Raw genomic sequence first — 16392 nt, 5'->3', positions numbered from 1 at the left:
AGATTGAAATATAATATTTAATATAATAACTATGAATAAAGTTTTAAATGTAGTAGCGGTAGTATTAGCCTTTATCTCGTTAAATGCAATGAGCGTAGCCATTGGCGAGTTTAAGTTTGAAAAGGAAACACATGACTTTGGTAGTATTCCCCAAGGAACACCAGTTTCTCACGAATTTAAATTTACAAATGGAGGGGATGCTCCGATCATAATATCGGAGGTAGCACCATCATGTGGTTGTTCTGTAGCCGATTTCTCAAAAACTCCTATTAAACCAGGAGAGACAGGCACGATTAAGGCGACGTTTAACGCGGCGGCCAAGGGACCGTTTACCAAATCTTTCACTGTAAAATCTAATACTAAGACGCCTGTAAAAACCCTTACTGTTAAAGGAACAGTTCAGTAATCGACTACAAATATTTTTTAAGCCACACGTGTTCGTGTGGCTTTTTTTATGACCAACACGGTTGTCTGTTACGAGTGGAGTTTTTTATAATTATGTATCGTGAATGCAAAGCATTTTATCTAAGTTTGCACACAACAAAAATGAATAGTTCATGCCAAAAATTTCACAAAAAGGCATTAATATGCCTGCCTCGCCCATTCGAAAATTAACTCCCTTTGCAGATCAAGCCAAAAAAGACGGTAAAAAGATCTATCACTTAAACATTGGTCAACCCGATATTCAAACACCTGAGGTGATGTTGAATGCCTTGAAAAACATTGACTTCAAAGTATGGGCGTACACTGCATCAGAAGGAACAGCATCTTATAGAAGTAAATTGGCTGAGTATTACAATAAACTGAATTATGGCGTTGCTCCTACCGATATATTAGTCACCAATGGAGGTTCGGAGGCTATTACGATTGCGATGCAAGCGTGTTTAAATCCAGGTGAAGAGATCATTATTCCCGAACCATTTTATGCCAACTACAATGGCTTTGCCTGTTCATCAGATATCGTTATCAAGCCAATCATGTCATATATTGACAACGGATTTGCTTTACCTTCTATTGCCGAATTTGAAAAAGTAATCACGGAGAAGACAAAGGCAATAGCTATATGTAACCCCAATAATCCAACTGGTTACTTGTACTCTCAAGAAGAGCTGGAAGCGCTACGGCTTCTATGCCTTAAATATGATCTGTATTTATTTTCAGATGAAGCCTATCGCGAGTTTTGTTACGATGGACGAAAGTTTATCTCCCCTATGCACTTAGAAGGCTTAGAAAATCACGTCGTGGTTTTGGATACTGTTTCCAAACGCTATTCGGCCTGCGGCGCGCGCATTGGTTGTTTGATCACTAAAAATAAAGAATTATACCAAACTGCTTTAAAATTTGCACAAGCACGTCTAAGTCCATCCTTAGAGGGGCAAATTGCAGGAGAGGCTGCAGTAGATACCCCCGATTCCTACTTCGAAGCTGTTTCCAAAGAATATACGGCTCGAAGAGACACATTAGTTAAGGGTTTAAATGGTATTAAAGGCGTTTTTTGTCCAAATCCGGGCGGTGCTTTTTACGTTGTTGCCAAGCTACCCATTGATAATGCCGACAAATTTTGTCGATGGATGCTAGAAGACTTTAGTTACGACAACGAAACAGTGATGATGGCACCTGCGACAGGATTCTATAGTACAGGGGGATTTGGTAAAGATGAAGTGCGATTAGCGTATGTTTTAAACCAAGAAGATTTACGCAAGGCTTTAATATGTTTAGAAAAAGCGCTGGAGGTTTATCCGGGAAAAATGTTTTAAAAATACCTTTTAATTAACGAAAAACAGCTTATCCGTCGATAAGCTGTTTTTCGTTAAAACAATTTTGTAGTCTATTGGTTCTTTATGTAGAAACATAATATAAATAAGACTATGGATAAATTAAAGAAATTTGATCTAATGGCAAAGATTTCACGAGAATTAGAAGACGTGAGAAATAGTCAACAAGCGGTTTTGGAAAAGATCGGTAAAATAGAAGTTGATAACATTGAACTCGGGGATAAAACTATAGAAAGCAAAATGCCTGATATTTATCAACGCACAGCTGACAATTCTGAATCGATAAAAGAAATTTTAGAATCATTCCAGAATAAAACCGAAGAGTTTGGTGAAAAGAACAATGTTGACAAACTGCGTGAGCAAGAAGAAATTAAGAATCTTAAGTAAAGAGCAATAAGGTTTAAATGAAAAAGGCCATTGAAAAAATGGCCTTTTATTGTTTATACTTATATAGTATCACTATCTTACCAGATTCTAATACGCTTATCTTTCGGCACATAAAGCTTATCACCTTCCTTTGTACTCCACGCTTCGTGGAAACCATCCAAGTTAATAATAGGTGCAAATGCGCGATACTGTGCTGGAGAATGAGGATCTGTTTTTACCTGGTTTACGACAAATTCATCTGTATTTTTGGTCCGCCATATGGTGGCCCATGATAGGAAAAAACGCTGCTCTGGTGTAAATCCGTCTATTTTACCAGGATTTCCTTTGTCATTTAGGTACATTTTTAATGCATCAAAAGCTACCGACGAACCACCTAAATCACCAATGTTTTCACCTAATGTAAAACGACCGTTGACAAATACTCCCGGAACCGGTTCGTATCTCTCAAACTGTGCAACCAAAGCATTAGCGGCAGCGTCAAATTTTGCTTTATCCTCTTCCGTCCACCAATTGTTCAAATTACCATTTCCGTCGTACTGCGATCCCGAATCATCAAATCCATGAGATAGTTCATGACCGATAACAGCACCGATCCCACCAAAGTTAACTGCGGCATCTGCTTTATAATCGTAAAATGGAGGCTGTAATATCGCAGCGGGGAATACAATTTCGTTAAACAATGGATTATAATAAGCATTTACTGTTTGCGGCGTCATGCCCCATTCCGTTTTATCGACAGGTTTCCCCTGCTTTTCTAAATTCTGTTGAAATGCCCACAAATTGATACTTTGTATATTATCGTATAACGAAGTCCCCACCTGCATTTTTGAATAATCTTTCCATTTGTCTGGGTACCCTATCTTTACATTGAACTTTGCTAATTTCTCGAGTGCCTTCCCTTTCGTCACTGGCGACATCCACGCTAAGCTGTTAATGTGTAATTCAAAGGATTTTATTAAATACTGCACCAGTTCCTCACACGCCACTTTTGCTTCTTCTGGAAAATGTTCTTCCACGTATAATTTACCCAATAGATCCCCTACCGTGCCATTCACAAATTCCAAACCACGTTTGTCGAGCGCACGTTGTTCCTTTTGGCCTTTTAATTTACGCCCGTAAAAATCAAACGACAATTCATCCAATTCCTTTGTTAAATAACCCGTAGCACCATTGATAATATGGAATTTGAGATATTCTTTGATTTCCGGAAGATTTGTTTGATTCAGGATCTGATCTAGATTTTGGTAGTATTTCAGTTCTCCAATGATCACGGTATCCGTTTTGAAACCTAGATCTGCTAAATACTGCGCTACATCCATATTTTTGACGAGGTCTTTCAAGTCTTTAACTGCTACTGGATTGTATCTTTTTTGTGCATCACGTGATTCTTCAATTGTCTTCAGGTTAGCTGCTATTGATTTTTCAAATTCAACGACTTTAGGCCCCTTCAGGTCGCGTGTCTTCTGGTCCGCTTTGCTGTAAAGCTTCGAAATAAAATTACTATACTCAGCCAAGGTTTCCGTGTTCTTTTCGTCGACCTTTTGGTAGTATGAACGACCTAGTCCTAAAGTTCCCCCTCCAAGGTATACTGCATTCATATCGCTGTTTTTCATGTGAGCATACACATAGCCTCCAAAAAAGGGATTTCCTCCGGTTGGGCCATATTTAACAAAGTATGCATATAGATCGTTTAGACTACCTACTTTATCCAACGCCTGTAGCTGATCTTGGATTGGTTTTAATCCTATTTGGTCGCGGGTTGTAAAGTCGATATACGATTTATACAGATCTGCTATTTTTTGACCATCCGAACCTCTTTCAAATTTTGTATCTAAGGATTCTTTTAAAATTTTTAAACTGGCTATATCGGTATTTTCACGGAGCTCGTCAAAAGATCCCCAGCGTGCTTTATCCGAAGGAATTTCCACTTTCTTCATCCAGTTTCCATTCACATAATTATAAAAATCATCTTGGGGGCGGATTGTTTGATCCATAAGAGACAGATTAATCGCTTTACCTTCTTGAGCAAAAGAATAGCTAGAAGTCGATAATAACGCTGTCAATACAAAAATTTTTTTCATATTTATACTATATTATTATATGCAAACATAATAAATACTACGCAAAATGTTAAGTAACTATTTTATACAAGATGATTATAGAAGTAGACGGCTATACGTTTAGGATTTTCGTTGAATCGTCCTCCAAGAGCATTGTTATCGGCGGCTATAGAAATCAAATGATTTATTTGCATGTGCCACATACCTTCCCTACGGCTGAGTTATACGCCTTTATACGTGCTAATAAACGATTGATCAACAGCTATATAACAAATAGCTATTCCGAGAAGCAGTTCGACAATTTTCAGATTTTCGATCGGGTTTACACGCTTGTAATCAAGGCACGGACATCAAATCCATACCTTCTTGCGGATAAAATATACTCATCAGCTTATCCAATCCATGAAAATGCTGTCAAACATATGCAATACAGCCTTTTACTGCAACAGCTTACTCTTCAGATTAGCACGTGGGAAGAACACTTGCACCTACTCATTTCCGAAATTAAAATACGGAAATTGAAAACAAATTATTTCACTGTTTGTACTAGAGATAAGCGCATCACGTTCTCCGCAGATCTGATCCAAAAGTCAGTCGGATTTATTTCATTTATTTGCGGAGAGGCAGTAATGTGTTTGATGAATATTAATTCTCAAGAGCGTGCACATCTCATGGACCGATTTGTAAAAGATTGGAAATTGCATGAAAAAAATGTATCATATGAACGAGAGTATACAGATTGAGATGACCATTGCGGTATCTGACTTGGATATTGTAGACCACGGCTTTAACCCCAGATCTCTGATCAAAGTACTTTCTCGGTCGCAATTGCGCGTTCTTAAAGAATCATTATTGGAAGTCGTCGTAGAAAAAGACGGTGGTCCACAAATCGGTGATTTAAATATCAGCAACTGGCACTACGACGCAAACGAGAATACGGGTAGGTTTCGATTACATTTTGCAATAGATAGGCAATTTTGTTGCAGCGATACAGAATCCTGCGTCGCTGATTATGTTGATTTTACTTTTTCCGTACAACATGATGATCATCTTATTGCATCGGCAACGTATTTTAATTGGTCTATCAACAATTAAATAGTAAACTACATGACGCACATTCCCTATCTTTTTAAATATAATAATACTTCTTTTGCCCATTACTGGTCAAAAGGTGTAGGCAAAGAATTACTCGATCAGCTGGGCTACGTACCCAATTTAGCAATTGCCGAAAAATTTATTCCACTATTGTATCAATGGGATCGTGTTGGCGACCAGGTGATTCATGACCTTTTCACAAAGACGGGTTTTTCAGGAGGAAACGCTAGTCTTTTTGACTACATAGATCAAAAACCCCTTGCCGAAGCGCAGAAGGATGTATTTGACAATTTCTTTCGGCACGTTGATCCTGATCCGGAGTGGTTAGATCGTCGAAAGCTGCAAATTGGGGCCGAATTAAGCAGACGGCCTGGGTTAACTTCTCTTATTGTCCTCCGTGATTATTGCTTAATGGGTGGATACGAATCTGCAGCTATAAATAAGCCTCTGATTTATACCGGTGCGTTAAAAAAAGGAGCAGCTAAACGGTTAACCGAAACTGTTGAATTCTGGGTACAGATCATGAAAGAAGATGCGTTGGAAATTCCCAACACAGGATTTAAGTCCGTACTCTCTACACGCATGATACATTCATTTTCCCGTGTCAATATACTAGGGAAGACGGATTGGGATAGTAATAAATGGGGTATACCACTCAACAGTTGGGATATGCTGGCCACTAATTTAGGCTTTTCACTCGTATTTCTGGTTGGGCTGCGGCGTATGGGTATACAACCTAGTGAAGAAGAAGTAGACGGTCTCTTTCATCTTTGGAAGTATATAGGCTATTTATTGGGAATACCAATACAGATTATTCCTGAGAACGAAAATGAAGCTATTGAAGCATTGTTTTACTGGACTATGACGCAACGGGAGGGTGATGGAGATACCCTTGCTTTAGCTACAGCGTTAAAAGATGAACCCATCCATGCGTATTATCCGAAGCAAGCGCTTATGCGACAGATGATGCGAGAGATTCATCTCTATTACAACCGCTATTTGTTGGGAGATTATTCTTGCAATCAGTTGGGGCTACCTTCTACCACAATTGGCAGGGCAGCCATCATCAATATCTGGAAAACCAAAAAACAAGAAAAACGAATAAATGAAATCGGTTTCCGTGAAAACATGATTGTCGAGGGTGGACGTGAACAGGAAAACGTGAGGTTGATCTATCAAAAATTTAATAGTCAATGATGTCCGCGGTGATATGCAATACACAATGCTAAAACCTTTTAAAATAATCTCTTGCTCTTTTTTATTTCTTTTTGTATCTTGGGGTCAAACCTATTATACAGATGAAAAAACTATTGATCACACTTTTTTTTGCAAGTAGCCTTACGATACAAGCACAACAGAATCCCGTGTTCGAGGGCTACTATGCAGATCCCGAAGGTATCGTTTATAATAATACTTTTTGGATCTATCCCACCTTTTCCGCAGCATATGAAGACCAGATCTTTTTTGATGCCTTTTCGTCCAAAGATTTAAAAACATGGACCAAGCATCCCCGAATTTTAGATACGAACGAAGTAAAATGGGCTAAACGTGCCATGTGGGCACCTTCCGTTATCGAAAAGGACGGGAAATACTATTTCTTTTTCGGCGCTAATGATGTACATGAAGGTGAAGTGGGCGGTATAGGCGTTGCTGTTTCAGATAAACCGGAGGGCCCCTACAGAGATTTACTCGGTAAGCCCTTAATCAGCACGATTATCAATGGAGCACAACCGATTGATCAATTTGTATTCAAGGATAAAGATGGTACTTACTATATGTATTATGGTGGTTGGAAACATTGTAATTTGGTAAAACTTAAACCAGATTTCACTGGTATTTTGCCTTTCGACGATGGTAGCTATTATAAAGAAGTTACACCCGAAGGATATGTAGAAGGTCCATTTATGTTTATCCGTAATAACAAATACTATTTTATGTGGTCGGAAGGTGGATGGGGCGGTCCACATTACAAGGTTGCTTACGCCATTGCCGACTCTCCTTTTGGTCCATTTAAGCGTCTAAACACAGTACTTGAGCAAGACCCCGAAATTGCAACTGGTGCGGGGCACCATTCGGTCATTCAAATTCCCCATAAAGATAAGTTCTTTATGGTATATCATCGCAGGCCGCTGGGAAAAACTGGCGCCAACGAACGGGTCACCTGTATTGACGAAATGAAATTCGACAAGGATGGTTACATTCTACCCGTAAAAATGACCTTTGAAGGAGTACATTATCGATTGGATTAAGATTAAGAAATACATATGTATTCAAATAAAAATCCCCATTCAAATGAATGGGGATTTTTATTATGATAATTTTATGATATCAGGAAACTTATAACAAAGCAATAGCCTCATTCAATGTTTTTGAGGGACGTAACGCTTTGGTAGCCAGCTCATCATTGGGAAAATAATATCCACCGATATCCTGTTTTTCTCCCTGTGCGCCAATAAGTTCTTCGTTTATTTTCGTTTCATTGTCGGATAAAGTCTTGGCCAGAGACGCGAATTTAGCTGCTAGCTCAGCATCTTTTGTTTGTGCTGCTAGTGCTTCTGCCCAATATGCCGTCAGATAATAGTGCGAACCGCGGTTGTCAATCTGACCGACTTTACGTGCTGGCGATTTGTCGTTGGCTAAGAATTTTTCTGTAGCAACATCCAACGCTTCTGCGAGCACGAGTGCCTTGGGGTTGTTTTGCGTTTGCGAAAGGTGTTCCAACGAAGCCCCTAAAGCTAAGAATTCGCCCAATGAATCCCATCTAAGATACCCTTCTTCCAAGAATTGTTCAACATGTTTTGGAGCAGACCCACCAGCACCTGTTTCGAAGAGACCACCCCCATTCATCAATGGAACAATAGATAACATTTTTGCAGAAGTTCCAACTTCGAGAATTGGGAATAAATCTGTTAAGTAATCACGTAAAACATTACCAGTTACCGAGATCGTGTCTAAGCCTTCACGAATACGGTCTAAAGAGAATTTTGTAGCTTCAACAGGATTCATGACGAAAATATCTAATCCACTGGTATCAAAATCTCCTAAATACTTCTCTACCTTTTTAATGATTTCTCTATCGTGCGCACGATTTTCGTCTAACCAAAATACTGCTGGAGTAGCCGATAAACGAGCACGATTTACCGCAAGCTTCACCCAGTCTTGTATAGGTGCATCCTTTGTCTGACACATACGGAATATATCACCCTGTTCAACAAGCTGTTCTAATAATACATTTCCATTTGCATCTACTACGCGAATAGTACCTGGAGCAGATGCTTGGAAAGTCTTATCATGCGAACCATATTCTTCTGCTTTCTGCGCCATCAAACCTACATTAGGTACGGAACCCATTGTCGTTGGATCTAATGCTCCGTTTTCTTTACAATCATCGATTGTTGCCTGGTAAACACCTGCATACGAGCGGTCCGGAATAATGGCAATTGTGTCTTGCGATTTACCATTCTTATTCCACATCTGTCCAGAAGTGCGTATCATTGCTGGCATTGAAGCATCAACGATTACATCCGAAGGTACATGAAGGTTTGTAATCCCTTTATCCGAATTCACCATGGCCAGATCAGGACCATTTTCAATGGCTGCCTCAATAGCCGCTTTCACTTCAGCTTCCTGAGGTTTTCCAGCTATTCGAGCATATACTTCACCTAGTCCATTGTTCTTGTTAATTCCTAATTGGTTGAACAATTCCCCGTATTTTGCAAAAACATCTTTAAAATACACTTCAACAATAGCACCGAAAATAATAGGATCAGAAACTTTCATCATTGTTGCTTTCAGATGTACAGATAATAGTACGCCTGCCGCTTGCGCTTCGTCAATTGCTGCGGCTACAAATGATTTTAGCTTTCCTAGATTTAAAACAGATGAGTCGATTACCTCACCAGCTTTCAGATTTGCCAATCCTTTTAATTCTGTAACAGAACCGTCGCTGGCAACAAATTCTATTTTAAACTGTGATTCACTTTGTACGGTTAGCGATTTTTCTGTCGCGTAAAAATCGCCATCTTGCATAGAAGCAACTTTGGTTTTGCTTTCGGACGACCAAGCACCCATAGCATGAGGATTGGCTTTAGCATAGTTTTTTACGGCTTTTGGCGCACGACGATCTGAGTTTCCTTCGCGTAGAACAGGATTTACGGCCGAGCCTAACACTTTAGCATAAGCAGCTTTAATGCTTTGCTCTTCTTCCGAACCCGCATTGTCTGGATAATTGGGGACATTATATCCCGCTTTTTGTAACTCTGTAATAGCTCCCTTTAACTGCGGTATAGAAGCTGAAATATTTGGTAATTTAATGATATTTGCATCGGGTTCGGTCGCCAGCTGCCCAAGTTCAGCCAATGCATCAGTGGCCTTTTGATCGGCCGTTAAGTACTCTGGAAAATTCGCTAATATGCGGCCTGCTAATGAAATGTCCCTTAATTCAACATCGATATTAGCCGTCTTAGCAAACGCTTGAACAATAGGTAAAAACGAATATGTTGCTAGTAAGGGAGCTTCATCCGTTTTAGTGTAAATGATTTTAGATGACATAATTTTTTATTGTGTATTATTTAATTTTCTTTTATAGTATAGCACTGCTCAAGCGAAATAAACTCGATTTCTTTTTCAATGGTCATACGGAATTTCAATACTTGTTCCAATTGCCGCCCTTCACGTTACAAATATTCTTTTGCGGAAAGTCAAACTCCATAAGTACCAATTAAAGAATGCAATTTTTAAAATTCGCCTAAAGATAAGAAAATCAAATTTAAATCGCTATAAAAGGTGAATTGCGACTAGGACTCCCTTCTCGCAAAATCTGTGGTTGCTGAAAATTAATCTTCGATTATTATTCTAAGTAAATAGTACATCCCTAATATGAACATCTCGATCGAATGAAGCCTTGGCAAAAGGGCACAAGGGAAGAATTTTAATTGCGTTTTCCCGTGCATATTCTACTGCTTTATACAGCATAACATGTCCTATGCCCTTTCCTTTTTCTTCCGGATCAACCTCGGTATGATCTATAATGATTTTATCAGGTCCTGCAACGGAATAGGTCATCTCTCCGATCTGCTTTCCTTCTTCTAAGGCTACAAAGTGACCTTTGCTTCCTTCTTGTTCATGTTGGATTATCATAGTTTTTTCTCCTTTACAATTTATTTTTCTGAACGTATTTGTTCGATGATTTTGTCCTCTGGTATTGCTTTAAGTGGAAGTATCGTATCCACTATACTGTTAGGTATTGTCAAGGAAAGTACATAGTGGATAATAAGCCATTTTCCATCTTCCAGAACTAAAATACCCGATCCACGACAGATCTTCATCTGTGTATCTAACAACTCATCTACCCAAGCGGTTTTACCGTCAGTAGAAAAATTAACAAAACGTCTTAAAGATTTAAAATCCCACGCACGTCCTTTGTCAAAATGTGGTTTTGCATATTTCATGAATTCGACTTTATTCCAACGCTCTGTAGCATCCGTGCCAATAAATATCGCTTCCGCATGGAGCAGATCGAAATAATTGTTAAAATTAGCCTCTCCTGCCGCTAAATGCCATCTATCAAGTGTCTTAGATATTGCCAGCGTATCGCGCACTTGCGAAAAGCAAATGGGAAATAAAAAGAACGAAAAGAGGATTAACAAATATTTTTTCATGTGTTTAAACGTAGATTCGGCTTCCGAATTTACGTTATTTTTACTAGACCTGTATATCGCGCAGGTAGATTATCTGTAATCAAAGATTGTGTTTAAAAAACTATTCTTATTTTCGTGCGTTTAATTCGCTGCATGAGATACTTATCTACCTTTCTATTATTATATTTTGCTTGCTTGCAAAATAGTTTTGCACAAGTAGTTTCTATACAAGACTCGAGCATAGTGCTACGTGACACTTCTCAATTTGTGGACAGCAGATTATATGATGTTGTAGATCTATTTCAGGATTTGAATCCCTTCAGAAAGGCAGATACAACGTCTACACAAAAAACAAGATCCGGAATTTCCTATTTGCCCAATATTAATTATAATCCAAGCATCGGCTTTCAGATCGGTCTAAAAGCTGTTGGAGGAGTATATCTCGGTGATAAAAAGACGACGAGTATGTCTATCTTCGCAACTTCAGCCAATTATACGACTAGGGGCATATTTTACGCTTACTTAGCGCACGATACCTATACTAAAGATAATAGATGGAACCTGAAAGGAAACTTAGTGGGAGCAAAATTGGTTGGACTCGATTACGGACTAGGGATGGGGGTTCCTCTCGAAAATCCGGAAGTCGACGAAGCAATTATGAATAATCCGGAACGCGACCGATATGTAAATCATTATAACGTATATGGATTTAGTGAACGTTTATACAAGCAGCTATTGCCGGGTATGTTTGTTGGTGGTGGTGTCTTCTTTGAATTAAAACGGCAGGTTAGAACTTCAAGCGAGTTTAATACATCTCCAAATGTTATTTATAGCGGATGGAATAATTTCAACGCTACACAAAATAATAACAACGGACTCATGTTTAATCTCCAGTATCTTACTCGCGACAACCCAAATAGTGCTTATACAGGCATTTATACTGATGTTGTGTTACGCATGAACCAAATCTGGATGGGAAGTCAAAAAAATGCCTACCAGTTACAGACCGATGTTAGAAAATACTGGCAATTATCTGAACGGCGGCCCAATCATGTCTTGGCGTTCTGGAATTACGGTTCCTATAATATAGGCGGTTCACTTTTTTATTTAGATCTTCCGGGTACAGGTAAAGATCCCTACGCACGTAGTGGCCGCGGATATACCAATGGATATTTTAAAGGTATATCTTTCTTCTATTCCGAAATAGAATACCGATTTCCAATTCTCAAAAATCAGTTTTTGAGCGGTGTCTTTTTTGCCAATGTACAGACCGCTAACGACCAAATGGGTACAAAACTATTTCAGCAATGGCAACCGGCTGGAGGTGGCGGACTTCGCGTCCTATTTAATAAAATGACAAGAACCAACTTATGCATCGATTATGCCTTCGGAAAATTCGGACAACGTGGTCTTTTCTTGGGTTTAAATGAAGCCTTTTAACCTCAATACTTATGTTTCTTAAAATGAAAACCATTTGGCTAGCACAGTTAATTATTGGCATACTGCCCGTATGTGCGCAAGAGATGTCCGATTCAGCGACCATATCCATTGTACCTGTTAAAATTAAAGCTTACTTCGTCAACCAGCCTCTTCTTTCGTTGACGGCATCGGGTCAGGTAATTTCTGCTAGACAGATACAAAATCAAAACACCATGACCCTTTTACCGGCACTTAATACCGTTCCTGGTATTCGTATGGAAGAACGTTCGCCAGGTAGCTATCGAATAGCCATGCGGGGGAGCCTTATCAGATCACCCTTTGGTATACGTAACGTCAAAATATATATCGACGACTTCCCCTTAACTGATGCAGGGGGAAACACCTACCTTAATCTGGTAGATCCTGCTGCAATAGCAGATATTCATATTATCAAGGGGCCGGATGGATCATTATACGGTGCAAATTCGGGAGGTGTAATCCGTATTCAACCCAAGGGTTTCGACGCGCAGGAAAATCGTACGGAGCTCTTATTGAGTACAGGTTCATACGGTTTATTCCAAGAACAATTGAGCGTTCAACGAAAAGTCAATGAAAATTACGTTTTTTCTTTTGATCAATCGGTTACGCGATCCGACGGATATCGTAACAATACGGCGTTAAACAAAAAAACTTTTCAAACAGCACATCAATGGAGATATAATACCAGCAACGAGCTGAAACTATTTGTTTTATATAGTGATTTGGGGTATCGTACACCCGGGGGACTGACACTTGCTCAATACGAAGAAGACCCTAAACAATCCCGACCGGCCGCTGGGCCAAATCCGAGTGCTGCAGCACAAAAAGCCGGCATCTATAACAAAACCTTCTATGGAGGAATTGCTCATAATGCGATAATCACGGATAAATTATCACATTCGGTAAGCCTATTTGGATCTATTACCGATTTTGAGAATCCCTTTATTACCAACTATGAATTCCGAGAGGAGAAAAATGCCGGGATACGCTCCTATTTTTCATATACAGACGAGGACAATGTCAACGTTAAATGGGAAATGCAATTGGGACTAGAAGCTCAAAAGGGTTATTATAAGATCGACAACTACGACAATGCCAGTGGAATAGCCGCCGACACCCAAGCCCGCGACGAACTAGAGAACGGACAATACAGTTTTTTCTACCGCGCTATGACCCAGCTCTTTGAGAGATGGACTATAGAAGGATCTGTCGGACTTAACAAAAACCATATTGCTTACCGTCAGCGATTCCCTGAAACCACTAACCCTAAGGGAAGCATAGATTTGGGAAATATTTGGATGCCTCGCATGGCCTCATCTTTTCTGATAAACAGACAGTTATCTCTACGTACCTCAATTTCCAAGGGCTATTCCGCTCCTACCATAGCAGAAGTACGACCTTCGGACATAACCATCAATACAGAATTAGAGGCCGAGACTGGTACAAATTATGAAGTGGGCCTGCGATGGCATACGCCCAATAGGCGTGTCATCGCAGACATGGCGCTATACAATTATCGCATGAATAATGGCATCGTGAGGCAGGTTCGTGACAATGGAGCAGACTACTATGTCAATGCGGGCGAAATGAATCAAAAAGGAATTGAAGCGGCGGTATGGGCATATTTATTGGTACCCAAGAGAGGTCGGTTTGTAAATACATTAGATATTAATAGCAGCGTAGCTTATAATCATTATCGTTTCGGGGATTACCAACTCAACGGGGACAACTATAGCAGCAATAAAATCACAGCGGTTCCCGATTGGGTATGGGTAAATACAGTAAGCTTAGGGATATCGGGTAATTTCAGCCTTAACGTACAGCACCAGTATACAGGAAGTATGCCATTAGATGATGGGAACAGCATTTTTACAAAAAAATTTCATCTCCTCCAAGCAAAAGCGAGCTGGACAACTAAATTTATCAAATCATCGAGTGTTCAGATTTTTTTAGGTGTCGATAATCTTCTCAACGAGAAGTATAGCTTAGGAAATGATATTAATGCATTTGGGGGAAGGTATTTTAATCCCGCTCCTACACGCAATTACTATGGTGGTGTAAAGTTTGGATTATAGCTGCATTACATATCGAACGATCAAAACACCACAAAGATGCTCAAAAAGAATTAGGAGAGGGACGTAGCAATCCCCCCCTCTTTTGCTAGTTCTTAGAAAATTTACGGAAGTTTTTCTTGACGTTTGACTTCTTTCTGGGAGGTCTCTTTTTTGGGTCATATAACGGCCCTTCTGTAAACCCTTCCGGTAGCGGTACTTTTTCAATTTCAGCACCTATCAATTCTTCTATTTTAGCAAACCGGATTTGATCTTTGACATTTATAAAGGTAATTGCTGTACCTGTTGTAGCTGCTCGAGCAGTTCTTCCGACACGATGAACATAGTCTTCCGGATCAGGAGGTACATCGTAATTTATCACCAAACTGATTCCAACCACATCGATACCTCTAGATATCACATCCGTTCCCACCAATACGTTCAGTCTCTTGCCTTTAAACCTATTCATCACATCTTCCCGTTGTGCCTGCTCTAGATCAGAGTGGAATGCTTCGGCAGCTATGCCGCCCTTGCGGAGCTCCGTGGTCAATCTTTTTACGATTTCTTTCTTCGACGCAAAAATGATAATACTAGTGAAAGATGGATCTGCAAGTAAGGTTTTTATCAGTTCCATTTTTTGTTCGTCATAAACAAGGTATGCTTGTTGCTTGATACCCTCTGAAGGTTTTGACAGGGCAATGTTAATCTCTACGGGATCGTGAAGAATTTTCTTTGCTAAAGACCGTATTTTAAAGGGCATCGTAGCTGAAAACAACAAATTCTGTCTTTTAGCCGGAAGATAGCTTATAATTTTAATCAGATCATCATAAAATCCCATGTCTAGCATACGATCCGCCTCATCTAAAATAAGGTGCCTAATTTTTGAAAAATCAAGTTTACCCGAAGCCATATGTGCAATTAAACGCCCCGGAGTAGCCACTATAATATTTACACCTTCTTGTATAGCTCTTTTCTGCTGCTCATAGTCCATTCCGCCACCACCCCCATAAACGGTAATTGAGGTCGTTCCAGTAAAGTACGATAAACCCATTATCTGCTGATCAATCTGCAAGGCAAGTTCTCTTGTCGGAACAAGAATTAACGTGTCCACATGGTTCGTCTCGCGAAGTGCTATTTTATTTAGAATAGGTAAAAGATATGATGCCGTTTTGCCGGTACCCGTTTGCGCACAAGCTATTAAATCTTTTTCGTGGAGAATAACAGGTATAGCCTGCTCTTGTATAGGAGTCGCGTTAAGGTATCCCATGCTGTCGAGTCCTTCCTCCAACAGAGGGACTAAACCAAATTCAGTGAATTTCAATTTTCTATTATTTCTTTAATTATAAAAACAGCATAATATAAGATTTTTTTTTGGAATACTATAATCTATATTGCTGAAAAATAGAAAAAGTGATTAAAGGGGATATAATGAATGAAGTATTTAAATTCGCGATGTATGACTAATTAAAACTTTCCTTTTCCAAATAGTCAATTAATCCAGCCAAATTTTCCTTGGGAAAAACCCGCTGAGCTCCAGCCCTGACCATCTCCTCTTTTTCCTGATCGTCGCTTGAAGATGTAAACCCCACCAACTTAATATTAGGAAACGATTTTTTTATTTGTCGGCAAGCGTCAATCCCATTTAGAACAGGCATATGCAAATCCAGCACACATACATCTGGAATAACATCGCTCTGAAAAATATAGTCTACCAACTGTTTGCCATTTATCGCACAATACAGTAGATTAAAGCGTTGCTTACTTCTAAGTAGCGCTTTAAAGAGCAGATGATGTATTTCCGAGTCATCAGCAAATAGCACGTTTATACTTTTAAATTCGATCATCCGTAGTGGTAAACAATAAGTTGGATAAATCTAATATCGAATAATTATTTGTAATTCCAAAGTATTTACAAATAAAAAATATT

Annotated in this window: 15 protein-coding genes; 9 read left to right on the top strand and 6 right to left on the bottom strand. The window is 39.3% G+C overall.

The annotated features are described in order from the left end of the window. Window positions 1-31 precede the first annotated feature (31 nt). From FAZ19_RS10555 to FAZ19_RS10545, 3 genes are all read left to right on the top strand, one after another. Complete coding sequence (locus tag FAZ19_RS10555; protein WP_136820696.1) at window positions 32-406, top strand: DUF1573 domain-containing protein; 375 nt, start codon at window positions 32-34, stop codon at window positions 404-406. A 151-nt stretch (window positions 407-557) separates the two neighbouring features. Further along, the gene (locus tag FAZ19_RS10550; RefSeq protein ID WP_136820695.1) at window positions 558-1757 is read left to right on the top strand and encodes a pyridoxal phosphate-dependent aminotransferase; all 1200 of its coding nucleotides are present in this window, start codon (window positions 558-560) and stop codon (window positions 1755-1757) included. A 111-nt stretch (window positions 1758-1868) separates the two neighbouring features. Next, window positions 1869-2162: a hypothetical protein gene (locus tag FAZ19_RS10545; protein WP_136820694.1), complete on the top strand. Its 294-nt coding sequence runs from the start codon at window positions 1869-1871 to the stop codon at window positions 2160-2162. Window positions 2163-2239: 77 nt separating this feature from the next. On the opposite strand, the gene FAZ19_RS10540 is transcribed toward FAZ19_RS10545, so the two are convergent. Further along, complete coding sequence (locus tag FAZ19_RS10540) at window positions 2240-4243, bottom strand: M13 family metallopeptidase (RefSeq protein ID WP_136820693.1); 2004 nt, start codon at window positions 4241-4243, stop codon at window positions 2240-2242. 71 nt (window positions 4244-4314) lie between these two features. Between FAZ19_RS10540 and FAZ19_RS10535 the strand changes: the two genes are divergently transcribed. The 4 genes from FAZ19_RS10535 (at window position 4315) to FAZ19_RS10520 (ending at window position 7566) form a co-directional block, all read left to right on the top strand. After that, complete coding sequence (locus FAZ19_RS10535; RefSeq protein WP_136820692.1) at window positions 4315-4965, top strand: YgjP-like metallopeptidase domain-containing protein; 651 nt, start codon at window positions 4315-4317, stop codon at window positions 4963-4965. Beyond that, window positions 4943-5317, top strand: coding sequence for a hypothetical protein (locus FAZ19_RS10530; RefSeq protein WP_136820691.1), 375 nt, complete (start codon window positions 4943-4945; stop codon window positions 5315-5317). The genes FAZ19_RS10535 and FAZ19_RS10530 overlap by 23 nt, the downstream gene beginning before the upstream one ends. 12 nt (window positions 5318-5329) lie before the next feature. After that, window positions 5330-6514: an oxygenase MpaB family protein gene (locus FAZ19_RS10525; RefSeq protein WP_136820690.1), complete on the top strand. Its 1185-nt coding sequence runs from the start codon at window positions 5330-5332 to the stop codon at window positions 6512-6514. 101 nt (window positions 6515-6615) lie between these two features. Beyond that, complete coding sequence (locus FAZ19_RS10520; RefSeq protein ID WP_136820689.1) at window positions 6616-7566, top strand: glycoside hydrolase family 43 protein; 951 nt, start codon at window positions 6616-6618, stop codon at window positions 7564-7566. A gap of 88 nt (window positions 7567-7654) precedes the next feature. Here FAZ19_RS10520 and FAZ19_RS10515 read toward each other — a convergent pair whose 3' ends face one another. From FAZ19_RS10515 to FAZ19_RS10505, 3 genes are all read right to left on the bottom strand, one after another. After that, window positions 7655-9868 carry an NADP-dependent isocitrate dehydrogenase gene (locus tag FAZ19_RS10515; protein ID WP_136820688.1) on the bottom strand — a complete coding sequence of 738 codons (2214 nt, stop codon included), beginning with the start codon at window positions 9866-9868 and terminating at the stop codon, window positions 7655-7657. A 303-nt stretch (window positions 9869-10171) separates the two neighbouring features. Further along, window positions 10172-10456, bottom strand: a complete 285-nt coding sequence (locus tag FAZ19_RS10510) for a GNAT family N-acetyltransferase (protein WP_136820687.1) — start codon at window positions 10454-10456, stop codon at window positions 10172-10174. A 20-nt stretch (window positions 10457-10476) separates the two neighbouring features. Then, on the bottom strand, window positions 10477-10977 hold the full coding sequence (locus FAZ19_RS10505; protein ID WP_136820686.1) for a nuclear transport factor 2 family protein: 501 nt from the start codon (window positions 10975-10977) through the stop codon (window positions 10477-10479). Between the two features lie 132 nt (window positions 10978-11109). Here FAZ19_RS10505 and FAZ19_RS10500 point away from each other — a divergent pair, with 132 nt between their 5' ends. Both FAZ19_RS10500 and FAZ19_RS10495 read left to right on the top strand, forming a co-directional pair. Next, the gene (locus FAZ19_RS10500) at window positions 11110-12396 is read left to right on the top strand and encodes a BamA/TamA family outer membrane protein (protein ID WP_211245486.1); all 1287 of its coding nucleotides are present in this window, start codon (window positions 11110-11112) and stop codon (window positions 12394-12396) included. 23 nt (window positions 12397-12419) lie between these two features. Continuing rightward, window positions 12420-14489, top strand: a complete 2070-nt coding sequence (locus FAZ19_RS10495; protein ID WP_136820685.1) for a TonB-dependent receptor — start codon at window positions 12420-12422, stop codon at window positions 14487-14489. Between the two features lie 85 nt (window positions 14490-14574). Here the strand turns inward: FAZ19_RS10495 and FAZ19_RS10490 are convergent, their stop codons facing one another. Beyond that, window positions 14575-15786 carry a DEAD/DEAH box helicase gene (locus tag FAZ19_RS10490; RefSeq protein WP_136820684.1) on the bottom strand — a complete coding sequence of 404 codons (1212 nt, stop codon included), beginning with the start codon at window positions 15784-15786 and terminating at the stop codon, window positions 14575-14577. 139 nt (window positions 15787-15925) lie between these two features. Next, window positions 15926-16309 carry a response regulator gene (locus FAZ19_RS10485; RefSeq protein ID WP_136820683.1) on the bottom strand — a complete coding sequence of 128 codons (384 nt, stop codon included), beginning with the start codon at window positions 16307-16309 and terminating at the stop codon, window positions 15926-15928. Window positions 16310-16392: the final 83 nt, after the last annotated feature.

This window comes from Sphingobacterium alkalisoli (assembly GCF_005049105.1).
GTDB classification, from domain to species: domain Bacteria; phylum Bacteroidota; class Bacteroidia; order Sphingobacteriales; family Sphingobacteriaceae; genus Sphingobacterium; species Sphingobacterium alkalisoli.
The sequence above is the reverse complement of the archived record's forward strand: the minus strand, read 5'-3'. Positions and strand labels throughout refer to the sequence as shown.

What these genes read in the sequence shown, in the direction of transcription:
- FAZ19_RS10555 (WP_136820696.1), top strand. Translation starts at nt 32, where the DNA reads ATGAATAAAGTTTTAAATGTAGTAGCGGTAGTATTAGCCTTTATCTCG.
- FAZ19_RS10550 (WP_136820695.1), top strand. Translation starts at nt 558, where the DNA reads ATGCCAAAAATTTCACAAAAAGGCATTAATATGCCTGCCTCGCCCATT.
- FAZ19_RS10545 (WP_136820694.1), top strand. Translation starts at nt 1,869, where the DNA reads ATGGATAAATTAAAGAAATTTGATCTAATGGCAAAGATTTCACGAGAA.
- FAZ19_RS10540 (WP_136820693.1), bottom strand. Translation starts at nt 4,243, where the DNA reads ATGAAAAAAATTTTTGTATTGACAGCGTTATTATCGACTTCTAGCTAT.
- FAZ19_RS10535 (WP_136820692.1), top strand. Translation starts at nt 4,315, where the DNA reads ATGATTATAGAAGTAGACGGCTATACGTTTAGGATTTTCGTTGAATCG.
- FAZ19_RS10530 (WP_136820691.1), top strand. Translation starts at nt 4,943, where the DNA reads ATGAACGAGAGTATACAGATTGAGATGACCATTGCGGTATCTGACTTG.
- FAZ19_RS10525 (WP_136820690.1), top strand. Translation starts at nt 5,330, where the DNA reads ATGACGCACATTCCCTATCTTTTTAAATATAATAATACTTCTTTTGCC.
- FAZ19_RS10520 (WP_136820689.1), top strand. Translation starts at nt 6,616, where the DNA reads ATGAAAAAACTATTGATCACACTTTTTTTTGCAAGTAGCCTTACGATA.
- FAZ19_RS10515 (WP_136820688.1), bottom strand. Translation starts at nt 9,868, where the DNA reads ATGTCATCTAAAATCATTTACACTAAAACGGATGAAGCTCCCTTACTA.
- FAZ19_RS10510 (WP_136820687.1), bottom strand. Translation starts at nt 10,456, where the DNA reads ATGATAATCCAACATGAACAAGAAGGAAGCAAAGGTCACTTTGTAGCC.
- FAZ19_RS10505 (WP_136820686.1), bottom strand. Translation starts at nt 10,977, where the DNA reads ATGAAAAAATATTTGTTAATCCTCTTTTCGTTCTTTTTATTTCCCATT.
- FAZ19_RS10500 (WP_211245486.1), top strand. Translation starts at nt 11,110, where the DNA reads ATGAGATACTTATCTACCTTTCTATTATTATATTTTGCTTGCTTGCAA.
- FAZ19_RS10495 (WP_136820685.1), top strand. Translation starts at nt 12,420, where the DNA reads ATGAAAACCATTTGGCTAGCACAGTTAATTATTGGCATACTGCCCGTA.
- FAZ19_RS10485 (WP_136820683.1), bottom strand. Translation starts at nt 16,309, where the DNA reads ATGATCGAATTTAAAAGTATAAACGTGCTATTTGCTGATGACTCGGAA.